At 41.6% G+C, this 21285-nt stretch carries 21 protein-coding genes; 16 read left to right on the top strand and 5 right to left on the bottom strand.

Features of this window, described 5'->3' with window-relative positions; translation table 11 throughout:
- Positions 1-14 precede the first annotated feature (14 nt).
- From denD to hemB, 14 genes are all read left to right on the top strand, one after another.
- Positions 15-968, top strand: coding sequence for a D-erythronate dehydrogenase (denD, locus tag AAC852_RS02970; RefSeq protein WP_340619738.1), 954 nt, complete (start codon positions 15-17; stop codon positions 966-968).
- Positions 969-981: 13 nt separating this feature from the next.
- Positions 982-2361: a GntP family permease gene (locus AAC852_RS02965; protein WP_340619737.1), complete on the top strand. Its 1380-nt coding sequence runs from the start codon at positions 982-984 to the stop codon at positions 2359-2361.
- A 168-nt stretch (positions 2362-2529) separates the two neighbouring features.
- Entirely contained in the window at positions 2530-3909 is a 1380-nt protein-coding gene (locus tag AAC852_RS02960; RefSeq protein ID WP_340619736.1) for a GntP family permease, read from the top strand.
- Positions 3910-4151: 242 nt separating this feature from the next.
- Positions 4152-4907, top strand: a complete 756-nt coding sequence (udp, locus tag AAC852_RS02955) for a uridine phosphorylase (RefSeq protein WP_340619735.1) — start codon at positions 4152-4154, stop codon at positions 4905-4907.
- Between the two features lie 185 nt (positions 4908-5092).
- A complete protein-coding gene (locus tag AAC852_RS02950; protein WP_340619734.1) occupies positions 5093-5875 on the top strand; it encodes a tyrosine-protein phosphatase in 783 nt (260 codons plus the stop codon).
- Between the two features lie 109 nt (positions 5876-5984).
- A complete protein-coding gene (locus AAC852_RS02945) occupies positions 5985-6515 on the top strand; it encodes a DedA family protein (protein WP_340619733.1) in 531 nt (176 codons plus the stop codon).
- Between the two features lie 20 nt (positions 6516-6535).
- Positions 6536-7891, top strand: a complete 1356-nt coding sequence (gene rmuC, locus AAC852_RS02940) for a DNA recombination protein RmuC (protein ID WP_340619732.1) — start codon at positions 6536-6538, stop codon at positions 7889-7891.
- A 73-nt stretch (positions 7892-7964) separates the two neighbouring features.
- Positions 7965-8720 carry a bifunctional demethylmenaquinone methyltransferase/2-methoxy-6-polyprenyl-1,4-benzoquinol methylase UbiE gene (gene ubiE, locus AAC852_RS02935; protein ID WP_340619731.1) on the top strand — a complete coding sequence of 252 codons (756 nt, stop codon included), beginning with the start codon at positions 7965-7967 and terminating at the stop codon, positions 8718-8720.
- Between the two features lies 1 nt (position 8721).
- Positions 8722-9375, top strand: a complete 654-nt coding sequence (gene ubiJ, locus AAC852_RS02930) for a ubiquinone biosynthesis protein UbiJ (protein WP_340619730.1) — start codon at positions 8722-8724, stop codon at positions 9373-9375.
- Positions 9362-10990: a ubiquinone biosynthesis regulatory protein kinase UbiB gene (gene ubiB, locus AAC852_RS02925; protein WP_340619729.1), complete on the top strand. Its 1629-nt coding sequence runs from the start codon at positions 9362-9364 to the stop codon at positions 10988-10990. The genes ubiJ and ubiB overlap by 14 nt, the downstream gene beginning before the upstream one ends.
- Before the next feature lie 205 nt (positions 10991-11195).
- Complete coding sequence (gene tatA / locus AAC852_RS02920) at positions 11196-11453, top strand: Sec-independent protein translocase subunit TatA (RefSeq protein WP_340619728.1); 258 nt, start codon at positions 11196-11198, stop codon at positions 11451-11453.
- A 9-nt stretch (positions 11454-11462) separates the two neighbouring features.
- Positions 11463-11951, top strand: a complete 489-nt coding sequence (gene tatB, locus AAC852_RS02915) for a Sec-independent protein translocase protein TatB (protein ID WP_340619727.1) — start codon at positions 11463-11465, stop codon at positions 11949-11951.
- Positions 11952-11954: 3 nt separating this feature from the next.
- Positions 11955-12734: a Sec-independent protein translocase subunit TatC gene (gene tatC, locus AAC852_RS02910; protein ID WP_340619726.1), complete on the top strand. Its 780-nt coding sequence runs from the start codon at positions 11955-11957 to the stop codon at positions 12732-12734.
- 145 nt (positions 12735-12879) lie between these two features.
- Complete coding sequence (hemB, locus tag AAC852_RS02905; protein ID WP_340619725.1) at positions 12880-13896, top strand: porphobilinogen synthase; 1017 nt, start codon at positions 12880-12882, stop codon at positions 13894-13896.
- Between the two features lie 100 nt (positions 13897-13996).
- On the opposite strand, the gene dxs is transcribed toward hemB, so the two are convergent.
- From dxs to xseB, 3 genes are all read right to left on the bottom strand, one after another.
- Positions 13997-15862, bottom strand: a complete 1866-nt coding sequence (dxs, locus tag AAC852_RS02900; protein ID WP_340619724.1) for a 1-deoxy-D-xylulose-5-phosphate synthase — start codon at positions 15860-15862, stop codon at positions 13997-13999.
- A gap of 196 nt (positions 15863-16058) precedes the next feature.
- Entirely contained in the window at positions 16059-16976 is a 918-nt protein-coding gene (ispA, locus tag AAC852_RS02895) for a (2E,6E)-farnesyl diphosphate synthase (protein WP_340619723.1), read from the bottom strand.
- Positions 16977-16980: 4 nt separating this feature from the next.
- Positions 16981-17238, bottom strand: a complete 258-nt coding sequence (gene xseB, locus AAC852_RS02890) for an exodeoxyribonuclease VII small subunit (protein WP_038262154.1) — start codon at positions 17236-17238, stop codon at positions 16981-16983.
- Between the two features lie 270 nt (positions 17239-17508).
- On the opposite strand from xseB, the gene thiI reads away from it, so the two are divergent.
- The gene (thiI, locus tag AAC852_RS02885) at positions 17509-18957 is read left to right on the top strand and encodes a tRNA uracil 4-sulfurtransferase ThiI (protein ID WP_340619722.1); all 1449 of its coding nucleotides are present in this window, start codon (positions 17509-17511) and stop codon (positions 18955-18957) included.
- 84 nt (positions 18958-19041) lie between these two features.
- On the opposite strand, the gene yajL is transcribed toward thiI, so the two are convergent.
- Both yajL and panE read right to left on the bottom strand, forming a co-directional pair.
- On the bottom strand, positions 19042-19635 hold the full coding sequence (gene yajL, locus AAC852_RS02880; protein ID WP_340619721.1) for a protein deglycase YajL: 594 nt from the start codon (positions 19633-19635) through the stop codon (positions 19042-19044).
- Complete coding sequence (panE, locus tag AAC852_RS02875) at positions 19598-20509, bottom strand: 2-dehydropantoate 2-reductase (RefSeq protein ID WP_340619720.1); 912 nt, start codon at positions 20507-20509, stop codon at positions 19598-19600. Before panE ends, yajL begins: the two co-directional genes overlap by 38 nt.
- Positions 20510-20687: 178 nt before the next feature.
- Here panE and AAC852_RS02870 point away from each other — a divergent pair, with 178 nt between their 5' ends.
- Positions 20688-21179 carry a YajQ family cyclic di-GMP-binding protein gene (locus tag AAC852_RS02870; protein ID WP_047680544.1) on the top strand — a complete coding sequence of 164 codons (492 nt, stop codon included), beginning with the start codon at positions 20688-20690 and terminating at the stop codon, positions 21177-21179.
- The last annotated feature ends 106 nt before the right edge of the window (positions 21180-21285 follow it).

Here is a 21285-nt window from a genome sequence, read left to right as displayed (position 1 = left end):
AAGGAGAATTTTACATGAAAGTAATTATTACTGGTGGTGCAGGTTTTTTGGGCCAGCAGCTGGCTTCTGTTTTACTCAAAAACGATTACGGATTGAATTTTAAGCAATTAGTTTTGGTAGACATTAAGTATCCAATTTCTCCTATCAGAGATCCTCGGGTGCAATATATTGTATTAGATTTAGCCAAGGAAGGTGTGGCTGAAAGATTAATTGATACAAATAGTGATATATTGTTTCATTTGGCCGCTATTGTTAGTAGTCATGCTGAACAAGATTTTGATTTAGGTATGAAAATTAATTTTGATGTAACACGCTGTTTGTTGGAGGCTGCTCGTACACATAATCCATCACTAAAGTTTATTTTTACCAGTTCACTGGCTGTATTTGGGGGAAAATTACCGGAATTGGTAACGGATGATCATGCTGTTAATCCTTTATCTTCATATGGTACGCAAAAAGCTATGTGTGAATTGATGATTAATGATTATTCGCGTAAAGGATATGTTGATGGGCGAGTTCTTCGTTTGCCGACTGTTAGTGTCCGTTCAGGTAAACCTAATAAGGCTGCTTCATCATTTGCTAGTGGTATTATCCGTGAATCGTTGCATGGAGAAAGCAATATTTGTCCTGTTTCTCGCAATCTCGTATTGTGGCTTTCTAGCCCTGAAACCGTAATTAGAAACCTTATTTATGCAGCACAAATACCAGCAGAGAAGTTTACTATTTCACGAATAGTGAATTTACCAGGCATTAGTATCACAGTTGAAGAAATGATTGATGCATTGGAGAAAGTAGCTGGACGAGAGACGATAGATCTTATTCGTTTTGAGCCAGATGAAAATATTAATAGAATAGTAGCAAGTTGGCCGGGAAATTTTGATATTAGTCGTAGCATTGCATTAGGTTTTAGTGTCGACCATTCATTTAGTGATGCTATTCGTGCGTTTATCCGTAGCGAGATACATTAAAAAGGATTTTTATATGACATTATATATTCCAATCACTGGACTAGTAATAGCTGTATTTACTCTACTTTTTTTAGTCTTATACACTCGGGTTCATACTATTCTTGCTATGCTGGTTGCAACTATAATCGCTGGAATTACTGGTGGATTGGGCATAACTAATACTGTAGAAGTAATTACCAAAGGATTCGGTTCGACATTGGGTAATATTGGTATTGTGATTGGATTAGGACTCATGATGGGGCGGATACTGGAGGTTTCAGGTGCAACTGAACAAATCGCTTATAGTTTAATTAAATGGTTGGGAAAAAAGCGTGAAGAATGGGCTATGGCGATAACTGGTTATATTATTAGTATTCCCATTTTTGTCGACACAGCTTTTGTCATCATATACCCGATAATTAAGACATTGGCGAAAAAAAGCAAACGAAACTTATTAACCTTAGGAGTTGCGCTGGCTGGAGGGTTAGTCATAACCCACCATTTAGTTCCTCCAACACCAGGGCCGCTTGGTGTGGCAGGGATATTTGGAGTGGATATTGGGGCAATGATGTTAGTGGGTATGATATTAGCTATTCCATGTGTTATTGGTGTTACTTTTTATGCAAAATGGTTAGCGATTAAATATCCTGAATATTATTTTACTAATGAAGATCCAGAGTATCTTAGAAAAAATCATCAGAATTACATGGAGGAAAAGGCTAATAAATCCTTGCCGAATTTGTTTTTTTCACTGTTACCTATTATTGTCCCAATAACATTAATTCTAATAAAAGCAATTAATAATATTCTACTGGGAACTGAGGTAATTACGAGAAAAGAAAAAAATATTTATTTTCAGTTTATTGATTTCGTTGGTTCTCCTATTATTGCATTATCAATTAGTGTACTGTTGGCTATTTACATTTTAATGCCAAAAATCCGAAAAGAGGATATTATAGGGCATTTGGAAACAGGATTACAAACAGCGGGTATTATTCTATTGGTTACTGGTGCTGGGGGAGCGTTAGGAACTGTATTGCGTGAAAGTGGGACAGGGGAGCTTTTAGCACAGAATATCGCTAAATTGCCAATTACACCAATTTTGATTCCATTCATTATTGCAACGCTAGTACGTTTAATCCAAGGTTCTGGTACTGTTGCAATGGTTACAGCGGCTTCTATTTCCGTTCCTATCATCAGCGAGATACCAGGTATAAATATGTTGTTGGCAGCCCAAGCAGCTACCATAGGAGCTTTTTTCTTTGGTTATTTTAATGATAGTTTATTCTGGATGGTTAACCGGATGATGGGTATTAAAGATGCAAAACAACAGATGATTGTCTGGTCAATTCCGACAACAATTGCGTGGGGAATTGGGCTGTGTGGTGTATTGTTACTTAATCTCGTCATGTAAGTCATCGTAGCGCTCTGTAAAGGGCGCTTTTCTTTATTCTGTATATTCCAAATAAATCCTCATTACTTTAATTAAGACTTCAGGTTTCGTTACAGCTTGTAACAAGAACTTTGGCTGACATACCATGCACATTTATCGCCAATAATACAGATATTGAAACGGGGTTTTATGGTGGAGTTTTACATTCCAATTATTGGATTGGGAGTGGCGGTATTTACGCTGATTTTTCTGGTCTTACGTACTCGTATTCATGTACTTCTTGCCATGTTAATTGCTGCGGTTATCGCAGGAATATCCGGCGGTTTAACCATGAGCAATGTTGTTGAAGTTATCGCTAAAGGGTTTGGCTCGACATTGGGTAGTATTGGTATTGTGATCGGATTGGGAAGCATGATGGGGAGGATATTGGAAGCCTCTGGTGCAACTGAACAAATTGCCTATAGCTTGATCAAATGGTTAGGTAAAAAGCGCGAAGAATGGGCGCTGGCAATCACGGGTTATATCGTCAGTATTCCTATATTTGTTAATTCGGCTTTTGTGATCCTCTATCCTCTGGTGAAAGCATTGGCGAAGAAAGGTAAACGAAATGTACTGACGTTAGGAGTAGCATTAGCCGGAGGGCTGGTGGTGACTCACCATATTGTTCCACCAACACCGGGGCCGCTTGGTGTGGCCGGAATATTTGGAGTAAGCGTAGGTAAAGTGATGCTGGTGGGAATGATACTGGCTATCCCATGCGTTATCGGTATTACCTGCTATGCCAAATGGTTAGAGACTAAATATCCTGAATATCAGCTTGTTGAAACGGAAGAAAATCTGCGACAAATTCATCAAAGCTATATGGAAGAGAAATCGAACACGCCATTACCTGGCTTATTTATTTCTCTTCTGCCTATTGTTGTGCCTATCGTGCTGATTTTCACTAATGTTGTGAATGGATTATTGTTGAAAACAGCTCTGTTTATCGGTAAGGAAAACCATTTTTATTTTCAGATTCTTAATTTTCTTGGATCACCTATTATCGCTCTGGCAATCAGTGTATTGCTGGCGGTTTATAAGCTGATGCCAAATGTCAGTAAACAAGAGGTGATTGAACATTTGGAAACCGGATTACAAACCGTGGGTATTATTTTATTAGTGTCAGGTGCAGGAGGGGCGCTGGGAGCTGTATTAAATGAAGGTTCAACCGGCACAATACTGGCACAATATATAGCCAGTCTGACAATAACTCCTGTCTTGATCCCATTTATCATTGCGACGTTAATACGCATCATTCAAGGTTCTGGTACTGTGGCAATGATTACAGCAGCGTCTATTTCAGCACCTGTTATTAAACAGATACCGGATATTAATATGTTAGTGGCTGCTCAGGCCGCAATGATGGGAACACTGTTCCTCAGCTATTTTAATGACTGTTTTTTCTGGGTGGTTAACCGGATGATGGGCATTAAGGATGTGAGGCATCAAGTGATCGTCTGGTCGATTCCGACAACCATTGCATGGGGAATTGGACTGTGTGGCATATTGCTTCTTAATTTAATCTTGTAAATGATCCAACGGCGCTCTGTGAAGAGCGCTTTTTGTGATTGTTCTTCGAATATTATTTCCATTTCGGCTCTATACTCACCGTATTATTTATCACACATAAATGTGATTTAAATCACGATTTAATGTATGCGTTTCTTTTGGTTATTAACTAAAAGTGACTTTTATCACCAAAAAATGTCAGAGTATTCACTAAATTTAGGTATCTGTATTTTGATTTTGAATATTCCTGTTGAGGAGCCAATATGTCTGATGTATTCCATTTAGGTATTACCAAAAACGACTTACAGGGCGCAACTCTGGCTATTGTTCCAGGCGATCCTAACCGTGTTGAGAAGATAGCAAGATTGATGAATAACCCAGTCCATCTGGCTTCTCATCGTGAATTTACAACTTGGCGTGCCGAAATTGATGGTAAACCAGTTGTTGTATGCTCTACTGGTATTGGTGGTCCATCAACGTCAATTGTTGTGGAAGAATTGGCACAATTAGGTGTCCGCACTTTCTTACGTATTGGTACAACTGGAGCGATCCAGAAGAATATTAATGTAGGTGATGTGTTAGTGACCACTGCCGCAGTTCGTCTGGATGGAGCCAGCCTGCACTTTGCTCCGATGGAGTTCCCGGCTGTGGCTGATTTTGAATGTACCAACGCACTGTATGCAGCAGCAAAAGCATCAGGTTCCACAACGCACGTCGGTGTGACCGCTTCTTCTGATACTTTTTATCCAGGACAGGAACGTTACGATACCTATTCTGGTCGTGTTGTCCGCCGCTTTCAGGGCTCTATGAAAGAGTGGCAGGAAATGGGAGTGATGAACTTTGAAATGGAATCAGCGACTTTGTTGACAATGTGTGCAAGTCAGGGGTTGCGTGCTGGTATGGTTGCGGGTGTGATTGTTAACCGTACTCAGCAGGAAATTCCAGATGTTGAATTGTTGAAAAAAACAGAAAGTAATGCTTTAGGCATTGTTGTCGACGCGGCTCGTCGTCTGTTGTAATCACTCTATTCAAGGGCCGGAATATTCTGGCCCGATCATTTAATCTTTCTGTTTTCTCCACTTTATTTCATTCTGAAATCTGATAATGTCATAACATTTTGCGTTTATAACGACTGATTTCAATTACAGTTTGTTGCGATAATAGTCTGTTCCAATAACGTGTACTTCAATAAGAAAGAGTGATTATGACCACAACATTTCTATCTCATCCCTCATTACTTCCTTTGAATGGCGGGATCAATTTCCGTGATTTAGGTAATAAGACACTGAACAATGGTTCTAAGATTAAGTCAGGCCTGTTATTTCGTTCAGGCTCTCTGGACATGTTGACTGATAGTGATCAGGCTTTTTTGATGGAACAAAATCTTTTCCAGATCATTGATTATCGTGATAGCAGTGAAATTGAAGACAGGCCAGATCAAGTGTGGCGTGGAGCGAATTACCATCATGCTCCGGCTAACCCGCTTTCCAAAGAAGTTGATGCTAATCTGGATAGGTTGAGTCATGAAGCGCTGGAACAGTTTGATGCGCAAGATTTTATGCTGCGCCTGTATCAATTGTTACCAATTAATAATCCTGCTTATAAGACATTAGCTAAGTTATTGTTACAGCCAGAGAAAGGTGGAATTGTACAACATTGTGCTGTGGGTAAAGACAGAACAGGTGTTGGCTCTGCTCTGGTATTGTTTGCTCTGGGGGCAGATCTGAATACAGTGCTAGAAGATTATTTGGTGACAGATATCACTCTGGCACCGCATCGCGAATATCTATTGGATGAACATGCGAAAGTGATGAGTGATAGTGTGGTTGAAAAACTGGCTTATGTGTATTCAGTCAAGGAAGAATTTTTGATGACTGCACTAAACAGCATCAATGAACACTATGGTAGTGTAGATATCTGGCTGGAAAAAGACATTGGGCTCAATATTGCAGCTCGTGAAAAATTGCAACGTTATTTCCTCGAATAAATCTTTTTTAGGAGTAAATATTTTTTGAATAAGAATAGCAGGTTAGCATTGGTTAATTCATTTACTGCTAACCTGAAATCCGGTAAAGATTAACACAGGAAAGATTAATGTGAGTTTGCATGAAATCATCGAAGTCATCACCAATTTTGTAAGAGATCATGAAGCCTGGGCAATCCCCATTATTTTCTTACTCGCTTTTGGGGAATCTCTGGCATTCATTTCTCTGTTATTGCCAGCCACAATCATCTTATTAGGGCTGGGAGCTCTGATTGGTGAAAGTGGATTAAATTTTTGGCCGATATGGATAGCGGCTGCCGCAGGAGCCTTCTTCGGTGATTGGGTTTCTTATCTGTTTGGTTACCATTTCAAGGAAAATGTCGGCAAAATGTGGCCACTTTCACGCCATCCGCAAACATTAGTTCGTGGTCATCAATTTTTTGAACGCTGGGGGGTGTGGGGCGTTTTCATTGGCCGTTTTTTTGGCCCTTTAAGAGCGGCAATCCCATTGGTGGCAGGTATTTGTGCGATGCCAAAACGTCATTTCCAGCTTGCTAATTTTGCTTCTGCGCTGATTTGGGCATTTGGTATTTTAGCTCCGGGAGCTTTTGGAATGCGTTGGCTAGCAGAGTGGATGGGGTAAAGTTAGCGGGGGGGGTATAGGTGGATATCCATTGGTTATACATGTTAATTGGTGGCTTAAGTGGATTATTAGGCGGAGGGGGCTTTGTCTGGTTTTCTGTTCACCAACGTATTCAATACAAAGAAAATGAATTGCGTGAATTACATAGCCAGCTTGCGGTTAGCCATGAAAAATTAGAGCAATCCCATTATTGGCGTACTGAATGTGAACAATTAAATCAGGAATTGCTTACTCAGCGTGAAATCAATAGCGTACAAGAAGCCGAGTTGCGTGAATTGAGTACTCGGCTTGAAGAAAGCAGACTGGCTGCGGAAGAGAAACAACGTCTCTTGATTAATAGTGAACAGCGCCTGAATACCCAGTTTGAAAATCTGGCCAATCGTATTTTTGAACAAAATCGACGTCGTACTGATGAGTACAGTCGCCAAAGTCTCAATGACCTGTTGATGCCTTTCCGTGAACAATTAGAAGGGTTCCGTCGTCAGGTGCAAGACAGTTTCGGACAGGAAGCTCGTGAACGGCATACACTAACCCATGAAATCCGTAACCTTCAGCAGCTTAATGCCCAGATGGCAAAAGAGGCGATTAATCTGACAAGAGCCCTGAAAGGGGATAACAAAATGCAGGGTAATTGGGGGGAAATGGTCTTGGCACGGGTTTTGGAGGCATCCGGTTTACGTGAAGGACATGAGTTTCATACACAGGTTAACATTAAAACAGAAAATAGTGATCGTTTTCAGCCTGATGTGATTGTGCACTTACCACAAGGAAAAGATGTCATTATTGATGCCAAAATGTCATTGATTGCTTATGAACGTTATTTCAATAGCAATGATGAAACAGAGCAAATACAGGCATTACAGGAGCATATAAACTCCATAAGAGGTCATATCCGGGCACTTAGCCGTAAAAATTATCAACAGTTACCGGGAGTGCGTTCACTGGATTATGTTTTGATGTTTATCCCTGTAAAGCCCGCTTATCTGGTGGCACTTAACCAGACTCCTGAAATACTCGACGAGGCACTGAAGCATAATATTATGTTGGTTAGCCCCTCGACACTTCTTGTGGCTGTCCGCACTATCAATAACCTTTGGCGCTATGAATATCAAAGCCAGAATGCACGCTTGATTGCGGAAAAAGCGGCCAGAATGTATGACAAAATGCGATTGTTTGTGGATGATATGCAGGGCTTAGGACAAAGCCTCAGTAAAGCACAGGCAAGTTACCATTTGGCAATGAAAAAGCTGACAGAAGGAAGGGGAAACCTGATTAAGCAGGCTGAAGGATTTCGTGATTTAGGTGTGGATATTAAACGTCCTATCGACTCACAGGTTATTGATAAATCTTTCCAATCTTTATTGGTTAATGAGTAAAGTCTGAATAGGGTTTTACCGGAAAGGCTGGTACACTTGCTATAATTTTTTGAATGAAAAGCGGACAAATAACATGGCAGATCAATCGAAAGAAACCACTCATTTTGGTTTCCGTACTGTAGCCAAAGAAGAGAAAAAAGATATGGTGGCGGAGGTATTTCACTCTGTCGCATCAAAATACGATTTGATGAATGATTTAATGTCGTTTGGCATTCATCGTATCTGGAAGCGTTTCACTATTGATGCAAGTGGTGTACGTCGTGGTCATAGGGTCCTTGATCTGGCAGGGGGAACAGGGGATCTGACTGCGAAATTTTCCCGCCTTGTAGGAGAGAAGGGAGAAGTCGTTCTGGCAGATATCAACGATTCTATGCTGAAAGTCGGGCGGGAAAAACTGCGTGATAACGGCATCGTTGGCAATGTCAGCTATGTTCAGGCTAATGCTGAAGAATTACCATTTGCGGATAACTATTTTGACTGCATTACTATTTCATTCGGCCTGCGTAATGTTACGGATAAAGACAAAGCCCTGCGTTCTATGTACCGTGTCCTGAAACCTGGCGGACGTTTATTAGTACTGGAATTTTCCAAACCTGTGTTGGCACCGTTGAGCAAAGTTTATGATGTCTATTCGTTCCACATTCTGCCACGTATTGGTCAGGCGGTTGTTAAGGATGCGGATAGTTACCGTTATCTGACAGAATCCATTCGTATGCATCCCGATCAGGAAACATTAAAAGCGATGATGGAAGCGGCTGGCTTTGATCAAGTTTCTTATAACAATATGACGGGGGGAATTGTTGCATTGCATAAAGGGTTTAAGTTCTGAAATGGAAACTCCCTCATTAAGTCACAGTGTGAATTCTACGGTGTTGTTTCCGGTTCTGACTGCTTTTCTGGAAACAACGCTGAATCATCTGTTGTACCGCGAAACCATATTGAAATCAGCCCGTATGCGACTAGCGGGCAAAATTCTTTCTATCGAACTGAAAGAAATTGAGACGCCATTGGTATTGGTTTTTCATGAAAGACAGTTAGATGTTTTAAGCCAATGGTCAGGAACTGTGGATTGTTCGATGAAAACGACATTACCAGCATTGCTTAAGCTGCGGGATCGTCAATATCTTTCATCTCTGATTAATAGTGGTGCAATTGTCATTGAAGGGGATATGCAGGTTATTCAACAGTGGTCGGCCTTGCTGGATATGCAGGAATGGGATCCTGCCCATTACCTTTCACCTTATGTCGGTGATATTGTGGCAGAAGGTATTAATCGGGTAATGAAAAACAGCATCAGTTTTGTCCGTAATACCATCACAAAGCAAAAAACTTACCTGACAGAATCATTGACGGAAGAGTGGAGAATGGCACCAGGTGCTTTGGAATTGGCTTATTTCAGTGAAGAAGTTAATGCTGTTGCCAATAAACTGTCTGACATGGAAAAGCGTCTGGCAGCAATGGAGGAGAAATATGACTCCCAGTGAAATAAAACGCCTCTATTTTATCATTAAGGTTTTTCTTACCTATGGATTGGATGAGTTAATCCCGAAGATCCGACTGACATGGCCGTTGCGTTTTGGGCGTTATTTCCTGTTTTGGCTGCCTAATCGACATAAGGATAAACCGCTCGGCGAACGCTTACGCTTAGCACTGCAAGAGCTTGGTCCGGTATGGATTAAGCTTGGTCAAATGCTTTCTACCCGACGGGATCTGTTTCCTTCCGCTATCGCCGATCAGCTCTCTTTACTGCAAGATCGTGTCATTTCTTTTGATGGAACCATTGCCCGCAAATCTATTGAGACGGCATTGGGGGGAAGCCTGGAAACGTGGTTTGAAGATTTTGATCTGCATCCTCTGGCTTCTGCTTCCATTGCTCAGGTGCATACTGCACGGCTTAAAGAGAATGGAAAAGAGATCGTCATTAAAGTAATCCGCCCTGATATTTTGCCCGTGATAAAGGCGGATGTACGGTTAATGTATCGTTTGGCAAATTTAGTTCCTTTGTTGCCTGATGGCCGTCGTCTTCGTCCACTTGAAGTGGTTCGTGAGTATGAAAAAACGTTGCTTGATGAATTGAATCTATTGCGTGAAGCTGCAAATGCGATTCAACTACGGCGCAATTTTGAAGATAGCCCTATGCTTTATGTACCGGAAGTTTATCCTGATTATTGTCGGGAGAATGTTCTGGTCATGGAGCGTATTTATGGTATTCCTGTGTCTGATATCGCGGCTTTGGAAGCGCAAAACACCGATATGAAGTTACTTGCTGAGCGTGGTGTTCAGATATTTTTTACTCAGGTATTTCGTGACAGTTTTTTCCATGCAGATATGCATCCGGGCAACATCTTTGTCAGCTATGAACGACCAGAGGACCCCACTTACATAGGTATTGATTACGGTATTGTTGGTTCTCTGAACAAAGACGATAAACGTTATCTGGCAGAAAACTTTATTGCTTTCTTCAATCGAGATTATCGAAAGGTAGCAGAGCTCCATGTAGATTCAGGCTGGGTTCCGGCAGATACCAATGTGGAAGATTTTGAGTTTGCTATCAGAACAGTATGTGAGCCTATTTTTGAAAAACCACTTGCAGATATCTCATTTGGTCATGTGTTGTTGAACCTCTTCAATACAGCCCGTCGTTTTAATATGACAGTACAACCTCAGTTAGTCCTGCTGCAAAAAACACTGTTGTATGTCGAAGGGTTAGGGCGCCAGCTCTATCCTCAGCTTGATTTATGGAAAACAGCAAAGCCGTTTCTGGAAGATTGGCTACATGATCAAGTTGGTTTTCCGGCTATTATGCGTGCGTTTAAAGAAAAAGCCCCCTATTGGGCGGAAAAATTACCAGAACTTCCTGAACTGGTTTATGGCACATTGCAACAACATAAGCGATTACAAACGAGTATTGACCAAATATCACAACAGTTAAAACAGCAACAGAATAATCATCGAAAATCTCTTTACTTACTGGGGATTGGTGCAACATTGTTTATCTGTGGTAGTTTATTTTTTATTACTAACCTGACTCATTTATCATGGGGATTGATGGGTGCGGGAATAATATCGTGGATATTGGGCTGGTTTAAACTTAAGTAGCCATTTGCAGGAAAGAAAATAAGTCAAAAGAAGTTGCTGTAACTTTTGGCATGGTTGCGGTATTTTCGAACATAAAGTTCGTAGTTTATAATGAAATTATTAATGATATGTACCTGAGACAGATTTCAAGATGGAGTTAACAAAACTGCAATCTGCAATCTGAAAGATGAAGGGTATATTCCCCACGAACATGAGGTAGATCAGTATGGGTGGTATAAGTATTTGGCAATTACTCATTATTGCTGTCATTGTTGTCTTGTTGTTCGGAACTAATAAACTGCGTACATTAGGTTCTGATTTGGGAGAGTCGATAAAAGGTTTCAAAAAAGCGATGAGTGATGATGAAAAGTCAGATCAGGCTGAGAAAAGCAACCATGATGCTGACTTTGAGACTAAAAATCTTACTGAAAAGCCCACCATTGCTCAGTCTGAAAAATCAGAGATCAAAGACAAAAAAGAATAGGTATAAACCGTGTTTGACATTGGTTTTAGTGAACTGCTGTTGGTGCTGGTAATTGGCCTGATTGTCCTGGGGCCTGAGCGTCTGCCTGTTGCTGTCAAAACTATAGCAGGCTGGGTAAGGGTATTACGATCACTGGCAGCCAACGTCCAGAATGAACTTGCAAAGGAATTAAAGTTGCAAGAGCTTCAGGATAGCTTGAAAAAAATGGAAGAAAAAGCAGACTTACAGTCTCTCTCTCCAGAATTAAAAGCCTCAATGGATGAATTAAGAGAAACGGCTGAATCGTTGAAAAAGTCATATCAGCTTTCTCTCGAAGAAGCTAAAGAGCTGGAAGAAGACGAAACGCATTTTCACCCTCTTGAGTCTGATCCAGTACCAGGGCAGAAACTAACCCAAGATAGAGAACAAGTAACAGAAAAAAAGCCAGAAGAAATCTCAACAGAAAGTACTAAACAGAATACAAAGCAGTCCCCTGAAAAATCCAATAGTGAACACTAAAACATGTCTGTGGATGATACTCAACCTCTTATCAGTCACTTGATTGAACTGCGCAAGAGGATTTTGAATAGTTTAATTACTGTGCTGGTGGTTTTTCTGGCATTGGTTTATTTTTCTAACGATATATATCGACTTATTGCTGCGCCTTTAATGGAACAATTGCCTAAAGGTGCGAATATGATCGCAACGGATGTAGCATCACCTTTCTTCACGCCAATCAAACTTACCATTATGGTATCAATTTTTGTTTCGGCACCTATGATCCTGTATCAGGTATGGGCATTTATTGCACCAGCTCTGTATAAACATGAACGGCGTTTGATTGTGCCGCTGCTGTTGTCCAGTAGTATCTTATTCTATCTGGGAATGATTTTTGCTTACTTTGTTGTATTTCCCTTCGTATTCGGTTTTTTTACCAAAACAGTCCCCACTGGCGTGTTGATTGCGACGGATATCAGTAATTATCTGAGTTTCGTTATGGCGCTTTTTATGGCATTTGGTGTCTCGTTTGAAGTGCCAATCGCCATTATTCTGCTGTGTTGGAGTGGAGTAGTAACTCCTGAATCACTGAAAAGAAAACGCCCTTATATTTTGGTCGGGGCGTTTGTAGTAGGGATGTTACTCACTCCCCCGGATGTCTTCTCACAAACTTTGTTGGCTGTCCCCATGTACTTGCTATTTGAACTGGGAGTTCTGTTTTCTCAATTTTATGTGGGAAAACATAAGCCATCTAAAACGGATGATGAGTCGGAATATGATGCCGGTGACAACTCAGGTAGATGATAATTAAGGAAAGTCGTTATTGTCTGCCGGTGATAATTACCGTCAACTGTCTGATAGTGCTAAGATCAGCAGTATTACAAGTAATAAAAGTGATGGCAGAATTAACCCAGTGTATTACCGCTGGGTTTTACATTAGGAGAGCAGTATGAGCTATGTATTTCCAGGTACGTTTCCTGGCCGTCGTATGCGCCGTGTGCGCCGCCATGATTTTTCCCGTCGCCTATTCGCTGAAAATCAATTGACCGTTAATGATTTGATTTATCCGGTGTTCGTGATGGAAGGGACTAATCAGCGTCAAGAAGTGCCTTCCATGCCAGGAGTGTATCGTCTGACAATCGATCTTCTGCTGAAAGAAGCCGAAGAGATTGCCCGACTGGGTATTCCTGTTTTGTCTCTGTTTCCGGTTATTGAAGCAGATAAGAAATCACTGGACGCTAAAGAGGCTTATAATCCTGATGGTTTGATCCAACGCTCTATTCGTGCCTTGAAAGATGCAGTTCCAGAGTTAGGCTTGTTAACTGATGTTGCATTGGATCCATTTACTACTCATGGGCAAGATGGTGTTATTGATCAGGTTGGTTATGTTATCAATGATATCACCAAAGAGATTTTGGTGAAGCAGGCGCTATCTCATGCAGAAGCAGGGGCTGAAATTGTTGCCCCCAGCGATATGATGGACGGCCGTATCGGTGCTATTCGTGAGCAGCTTGAGAATGATGGCCATGTAAGCACGCAGATCATGGCTTATTCGGCCAAATATGCTTCTTGTTACTATGGGCCGTTCAGAGATGCTATTGGCTCCAGTAATAATCTGAAAGGTGGTAACAAGATGACTTATCAGATGGATCCGGCAAACAGTGATGAAGCATTACAAGAGATCGCGCAGGATTTACAGGAAGGCGCAGATAGCGTGATGGTAAAACCTGGTATGCCTTATCTGGATGTGATCCATAGAGTAAAAGATACCTTCGGTGTGCCGACATTCGCTTATCAGGTGTCTGGTGAATATGCGATGCATATGGCAGCCATTCAGAATGGTTGGTTGAAAGAACAACCCGCGATTATGGAATCCTTACTCTGTTTCAAACGTGCAGGAGCAGATGGGGTTCTGACTTATTTTGCCAAGCGTGTAGCGCAATGGCTGCATGAACAAAAATATTAATGAATCCTTTTTACCTTAAGAAATATCGTGGCTTGAGATATTAGGTAAAAAAACAATAACGGATGAATAAATAAAAAGGATATTCATCCGTTATGACAGGTTATTTATTCAGATAGTTTTCGATAGCGCTCAAAATACCAGTTGTATCCAGACCTAAATCAGCGTGAAGCTCTGACTGTGTGCCTTGTGGTATAAAGTAGTCAGGTAAACCGAGATTTAATACCGGAACTGGCTGACTTGCCTGCATCAGCAATTCATTGACACCACTACCGGCGCCTCCCATGATGGCATTCTCTTCTAACGTCACCAGTAAATCATGTTGAGAAGCTATCTTTAATACCAATTCTTCATCCAGTGGTTTGATAAAGCGCATATCAACAACGGTTGCATTTAAGGACTCGGCAGCCTGTAGTGCGTTGGGCAGTAATGTACCGAAGCTCAGGATAGCAATGCGTTCTCCTTGACGACGAACAACACCTTTGCCAATTGGCAATTTCTCCAGTGGCTGGAGTTCTGCTCCTACACCTGTTCCTCGTGGATAGCGAACAGCAGCAGGGCCATCTTGATAGTGATAACCCGTATGTAGCATTTGGCGGCACTCATTTTCATCACTCGGTGCCATGATCACCATATTGGGGATACAGCGCAGAAATGAAAGATCGAATGCTCCCTGATGAGTTTGCCCATCAGCGCCGACGATACCGCCACGGTCGATAGCGAACAAAACAGGTAATTTCTGGATAGCAACGTCATGAATGACCTGATCATAAGCACGTTGCAGGAAGGTAGAATAAATCGCGACAATCGGTTTATATCCCCCGATTGCCAGCCCTGCTGCAAATGTCACAGCATGTTGCTCGGCAATGGCGACATCAAAGTATTGTTCAGGGTACTCACGAGAGAAACGTACCATACCAGAGCCTTCTCTCATAGCTGGAGTGATCGCCATAAGTTTTTTATCAGTGGCTGCTTCTTCACACAACCATTCACCGAAGATTTTGGAAAACGTCGGGCGGGTATCCGTACTTTTTGGCAGAGAGCCAGTCGATGGATCAAATTTAGGTACAGCATGCCAACTGATAGGATCTTTTTCCGCGGGAGCATAACCACGGCCTTTTTTGGTCATAATATGCAGAAATTGAGGCCCTTTTAGTTCACGCATATTTTTCAATGTTTGAGTCAGTGCCAATACGTCATGACCATCAACAGGACCTATGTAGTTAAATCCAAGCTCTTCGAATAGTGTTCCCGGAACAACCATACCTTTGAGATGTTCCTCAGTCTTTTTTAATAACTCTTTGATAGGTGGCAGGCCGGAGAAAACTTTCTTACCACCCTCACGCAAAGTTGTGTATAACTTTCCTGAAAGCAATTGTGCCAAATGGTTGTTCAATGCCCCAACGTTCTCGGAAATTGACATTTCGTTGTCATTGAGGATGACAAGCATATCAGGATCAATATCACCTGCATGGTTCATAGCTTCAAAAGCCATACCCGCGGTAATGGCACCATCACCAATCACACAGACTGTCTTACGACCCTTACCTTCATGTTCTGCTGCAATTGCCATACCCAATCCGGCACTGATTGAGGTCGATGAATGACCGACACATAACGTGTCATATTTGCTTTCATCTCGCCACGGGAAAGGGTGGAGACCATTTTTTTTGCGAATAGTGTCAATACGGTCACGGCGTCCGGTCAGAATCTTATGTGGATAAGCCTGATGACCGACATCCCAGACTAAATTGTCAAAAGGTGTTTTATAAACGTAATGAAGTGCGACCGTTAATTCGACAGTTCCGAGACCGGAAGCAAAGTGGCCACTGGAGCGACTGACACTGTTTAGCAAAAATTGGCGCAGTTCATCGCATAACTTTGGCAAAGTGTCTTTAGGTAGTAGACGTAGTTCTTCAGGGGTTTCCGCCAGTGCCAATGTTGGATATTTCGCTATATCAATGCTCATGCTATGCCTGTTGAAATTCATGCCTGTTAAAACGCTATGCACGTTTAAATTGAAGATTAAGAACCCTGGAATTATCAGTATGTAATTGCTGGGCTCTCCCTAGTCTCCCTAGAAGGCCATGTTCCATTGTATTGATTTTGGATGTATGTAACCGATAACTTACAAAACAGTGATTGTCATGGTCATGACCAGTTTTTTAGCTGTTTCTTTCAATGATGAAACTTGCCAGTTGTTTTAGAATCACAGTATTATAAGATTGATTTTCCAGTTTTGTGAGTGCAGTAATCGCATCTTCATAAAGCTCTTTGGCTTTTTTTTGAGCTTGCTCTAAGCCCAATAATGCAGGGTAGGTGCTTTTTCCAAGTTGCTGATCATTTCCCTGACGCTTACCGATAATTTTTGTATCACCAATGACATCCAGAATATCATCATGCACCTGAAATGCGAGACCGATTGCCTGTGCATACTGATCCAGCCAAGGTAATGCTTCACGGCCACGTGCACCTGCACTGTAAGCACCCAATCTGACCGCACAACGAATTAATGCACCTGTTTTGTGTCGGTGGATTTGTTCCAGTGCAGCAAGATCAATCTGTTTCCCTTCGGCCTCTAAATCCAATGATTGCCCGCCACACATGCCTGCAATACCACTGGATGTTGCTAATTCAGCAATCATTTCAAGACGGTCAGATAATGCCACATTTGGCATCTCTTGCTTTGCCAGAATTTCAAAAGCCAATGATTGCAATGCATCTCCAGCCAAGATCGCGTGATCCTCGCCAAATTTAATGTGGCAGGTAGGTTGGCCTCGACGTAAATCATCGTTGTCCATGGCAGGCAAATCATCGTGGATCAGCGAATAGGCATGGATACACTCTACAGCGATGGCTGGCGCATCAAGGCTCTCTTTGGACAGGCCAAACATTTCACCCACAGAATAGACTAAAAATGGGCGCAGCCGTTTTCCACCTAGCACAGCACCGTGTTGCATAGCTGTTGCTAACGGGCTGCCTAAAAAGGGTAATGAAGAAAATGTTGCCATCAACTTGTCATTGATATGTTGTTGGCAATGGCTTAATTGCTCTTCAAAAGGAGTCTTATATTGTTCAGACATAAAGTTACTCAGCATCAGACGAAAATTCATCAAGTGGAGAATGTGCATCATGATTCAATAAAATTTGCACTCGTTGTTCCGCTTGTTGGAGGGTTTTTTGCCCTTGTCTTGCAAGTTGAATGCCGCGTTCAAATTCATTTAATGCATCTTCTAAAGGGAGTTCCCCTGATTCCAAGCGAATGACAATTTCCTCCAGCTCTTTCAGGGAAGTTTCAAATGCTGGTGCTTGCTCGGTTTCTGATGTTCGATTTGCCTTAGACATAATAATTTTAAAGTATGATTATTTAACGAATTACAGTGAGGTAATTTCGTTACAGACTTGCAGAGTACCCTACTACACTGAAAGAAATAAATCATTCGTTACCACTGTTTTTTTTTACAGATGCCCTGTTTTTTTACAGAAGATGATCTGTTTTTACAGGAGATATAGTGAGATAGTGTTATACTCTACGCCCTATCCAACTGACCACTTAAGAACAATCATTGATACTATTTGTGATAGTTCAATATTGAATGACTACTATATCTTACTATGAAGTTTATCATTAAATTATTCCCAGAGATTACGATCAAGAGCCAAACTGTTCGTTTACGCTTTATTAAAATTCTTACCAGCAATATCCGTAATATGCTGAAAACATTAGGAGAAGAGATTGCTGTTGTTCGCCATTGGGATAATATCGAAATTCGAGCTAAAAATGATAATCTTGGCGCAGAAATTTGTGATGCACTGACACGTATTCCGGGTATTCACCATATCCTGCAAGTTGAAGAGAGAAATTTTCGTGACTTGCATCATATCTTTGAACAAACCTACGAAGCATATGGGCATTTACTGCATGGAAAAACATTTTGTGTCCGTGTAAAGCGTCGTGGTAAACACAGTTTCACCTCCAATGAAGCTGAACGTTATATCGGTGGCGGCCTGAATCAACATATTGAATCTGCCAAAGTGAAACTGACTCACCCAGATGTGACAGTAAATCTGGAAATTGATCAGGATAAACTGATCCTGGTTAAAGCCCGCCATCCGGGGATCGGTGGATTTCCTATTGGAACGCAGGAAGATGTTCTGTCTCTTATCTCTGGCGGGTTTGACTCTGGAGTTTCCAGCTATATGCTGATGCGCCGTGGCTGCCGTGTACATTACTGCTTCTTTAATCTCGGTGGCTCTGCCCATGAAATTGGGGTGAAACAGGTAGCTCACTATTTGTGGAACCGATTTGGCAGTTCCCATAAGGTTCGCTTTGTTGCCGTCGATTTTGAACCAGTTGTTGCTGAAATTCTGGAAAAAGTGGATGACGGTCAAATGGGCGTTGTGCTGAAAAGAATGATGGTCAGAGCTGCTTCCAGGATTGCAGAACGTTATGGTGTGCAAGCTATCGTGACAGGAGAAGCATTGGGGCAAGTCTCCAGTCAGACATTAACTAACTTGAGACTGATCGATAACGCTTCGGATACGTTGATCCTTCGTCCGCTGATTTCTCACGATAAAGAACATATTATTAAACTGGCACGAGAAATTGGAACGGAAGATTTTGCCCGTACTATGCCGGAATTTTGTGGTGTGATCTCTAAGAGTCCAACCGTCAAAGCCGTTAAAGCCAAAATTGAAGAGGAAGAAGGTAAGTTCGATTTTGATATTCTGGAGCGTGTGGTAAGTGAAGCCCAGAATTTGGATATTCGTCAGATTGCTGAACAAGCCAATGAGCAGATTGTGGAAGTGGAAACAGTCACTAAGTTTTCTGCGAATGATGTATTGTTGGATATCCGTTCACCAGATGAACAGGATGATTGTCCACTGAGTATGGAAGGTATCGAAATTCAGTCATTACCTTTCTATAAGTTGAGTACCCAGTTTGGTGATCTATCGAAAGAGAAAAATTATCTGCTTTATTGTGAACGTGGTGTGATGAGCCGCTTGCAGGCGCTTTACTTGCGTGAACAAGGTTTTCAGAATGTGAAGGTTTATCGCCCTTAATCTGAGCCAGTACATTGGAAAGAAACATATAAGCTGCTAGCAGAATAGATTTTCTGTCAGCAGCTTATATTAACAGATTCACTACTAGCGGTTTTGGTAGTTATTGATGCCAGGAGGTAAGACTAATTGAGCTGCAACTTCTGCTGCCTTGTCTTTTCCTTTCAGTAGTTCAATTAGCTTCAGGGCGAAGTCAAAAGCAGTTGCAGGCCCCTGGCTGGTGAGCAAATTAACTCTCTCATCAAAATAAACCCGACGATCGATCCACTTTTCCGGGGCTATTTTATCTTTCATGCTTGGGTAACCTGTCATATTTCCAATCGGGAAAAGCTGATGATATTCCAGTACAACGGTTGGAGATGCGCAGATGGCTGCAATAATTTTACCCTGACTTTGGGCTGTGCGGATTTTCTCTACAACCAATAGACTATCGCGAAAACATTCTGCCCCTTTTATCCCTCCCGGCAGAATAACAGCATCAAAATCTTCATCAACAACATCTACTAAGGGAACATCTGCAACAATTTTGACGCCACGTGAGCAGGTTAATGTCAGAGCTCCATCGGTCGCTGCACTGGCGATGGTGACATTGATCCCGGCTCTGACCAACAAATCAATAGTCGTGATAGCTTCTATTTCTTCACTACCGTGTGCGAGGCAAATGAGAGCTGAAGTGTTCATATTTCTCCTCCTTGCGTTTGATAAAATGATAAATATGGATGTTTTCTGTAAGCACCAGCCCATGTACACGGGCTCGGTATAGTAAAAATCCGGTAATGTAGTCTATTTCTGTAGGCCGTTGTGCCCGAATATCTTGCCGCATAGATGAAGAGTTTTCAGATGTTTGCTCAATAACATCCATCACGTACTTGATAAGTACGGGTTTGGTGATCTGAAGGCCCTCTTTTTGCATCACCTGATAGATCTCATCACATAATGAATGGATTTTTGTGACGTGATGCGATAATTCGCCATTCTTACAATCATAAATTACGGTGAGTGGATTGATAACGCAATTGACGGCAAGTTTTAGCCAGCTAATGGTATAGATATCATCGTGCCATTTTACGTTTGGTAAGGCGTCATGCAAAATTTTTGCTAAAAAACTGAATTTATCAGTATCAGACAACGTAGAACCAATATGGGTTATACCTTGTGATTTGTGATAAACAATACCATTCTCCTGATAGGCCCCATGAGTTGTCACTCCCGATAAGATGGGGTTGGGTAGAGATAAAAGTTCATCTTGTGTTCCCATGCCATTATGCAGTAATAGAATCGGACAATGAGGGGAAAGTTTGGAGGCAAGGTTATTGATAGCATCAGAAACTTGCCAGGCTTTTAGGCAAACAAGTAACAATTCGCTTTCGAAAAGATGTTTTTCATTATTGGCAGGAAGTTGCTGGTCAAATATCTTACCTTTAAAGTTATCAATATGAACATTGACAAAAGGTTGAGGCGCTTTTAACCATGCCTGAATTTCGTGATGCTGTTGGGATAAGGCAGCAAGCCATAGTTTACCCATCGCACCGCAGCCAAGAACAGTGATTTTCATTGTTCTTCCTTGAGAAATGCTTTCATCGGGAGCCTCAAAATTATGCTGATCTGAATTCCAAGTGCACTAAGATAATGTAAATTCCAAAAGATCACGTAGTGTGGGGAGTATAGATCTTTTGCCAATAATGGAAAGCGGTTATCATGCCGGATTATTGATTAGCTGGAGGTGACTGATAATGCCATCATTTGATATTGTTTCAGAAGTTGATATGCAGGAAGTGCGTAATGCGGTAGAGAATGCTCAGAGGGAATTAACCAATCGCTGGGATTTCCGCAATGTCAATGCGAGTTTTGAACTAAACGAAAAGAACGAATCGGTCAAGATTGCGAGTGAGTCTGATTTTCAGGTTAATCAACTGGTCGATATTCTGCGTGAGAAATTTGCTAAGCGAGGAATTGACGGCTCTGTACTGAATATTCCTGAAAATATGGTGCATAGCGGTAAAACTTACAGTGTGGAAGCAACTCTGTTGCAAGGTATTGATACACCGTTAGCGAAGAAAATCGTCAAGCTGATTAAAGACAGCAAGCTGAAAGTTCAGGCACAAATTCAGGGCGAGCAAGTGCGAGTTACCGGTAAAGCTCGTGATGATCTGCAAGGTGTTATTGCATTAGTTCGTGGCGCAGAGTTGGGACAGCCTTTCCAATTCACCAACTTCCGTGACTAACTGTTTTCCGTAACTGACTGCTGATATCAGCAGACTTACTTTTTTCTCTGATCAAAATATTTTAGGGAAGCTGAGTCATTTTAATTGTTACAACTGCTTCCCTAAT

Origin of the sequence: Xenorhabdus siamensis (assembly GCF_037996745.1) — a bacterium.
GTDB classification, from domain to species: Bacteria; Pseudomonadota; Gammaproteobacteria; order Enterobacterales; family Enterobacteriaceae; genus Xenorhabdus; species Xenorhabdus indica.
Note: the sequence above shows the minus strand (reverse complement) of the source record. Positions and strands in the feature narration are given on the sequence as shown.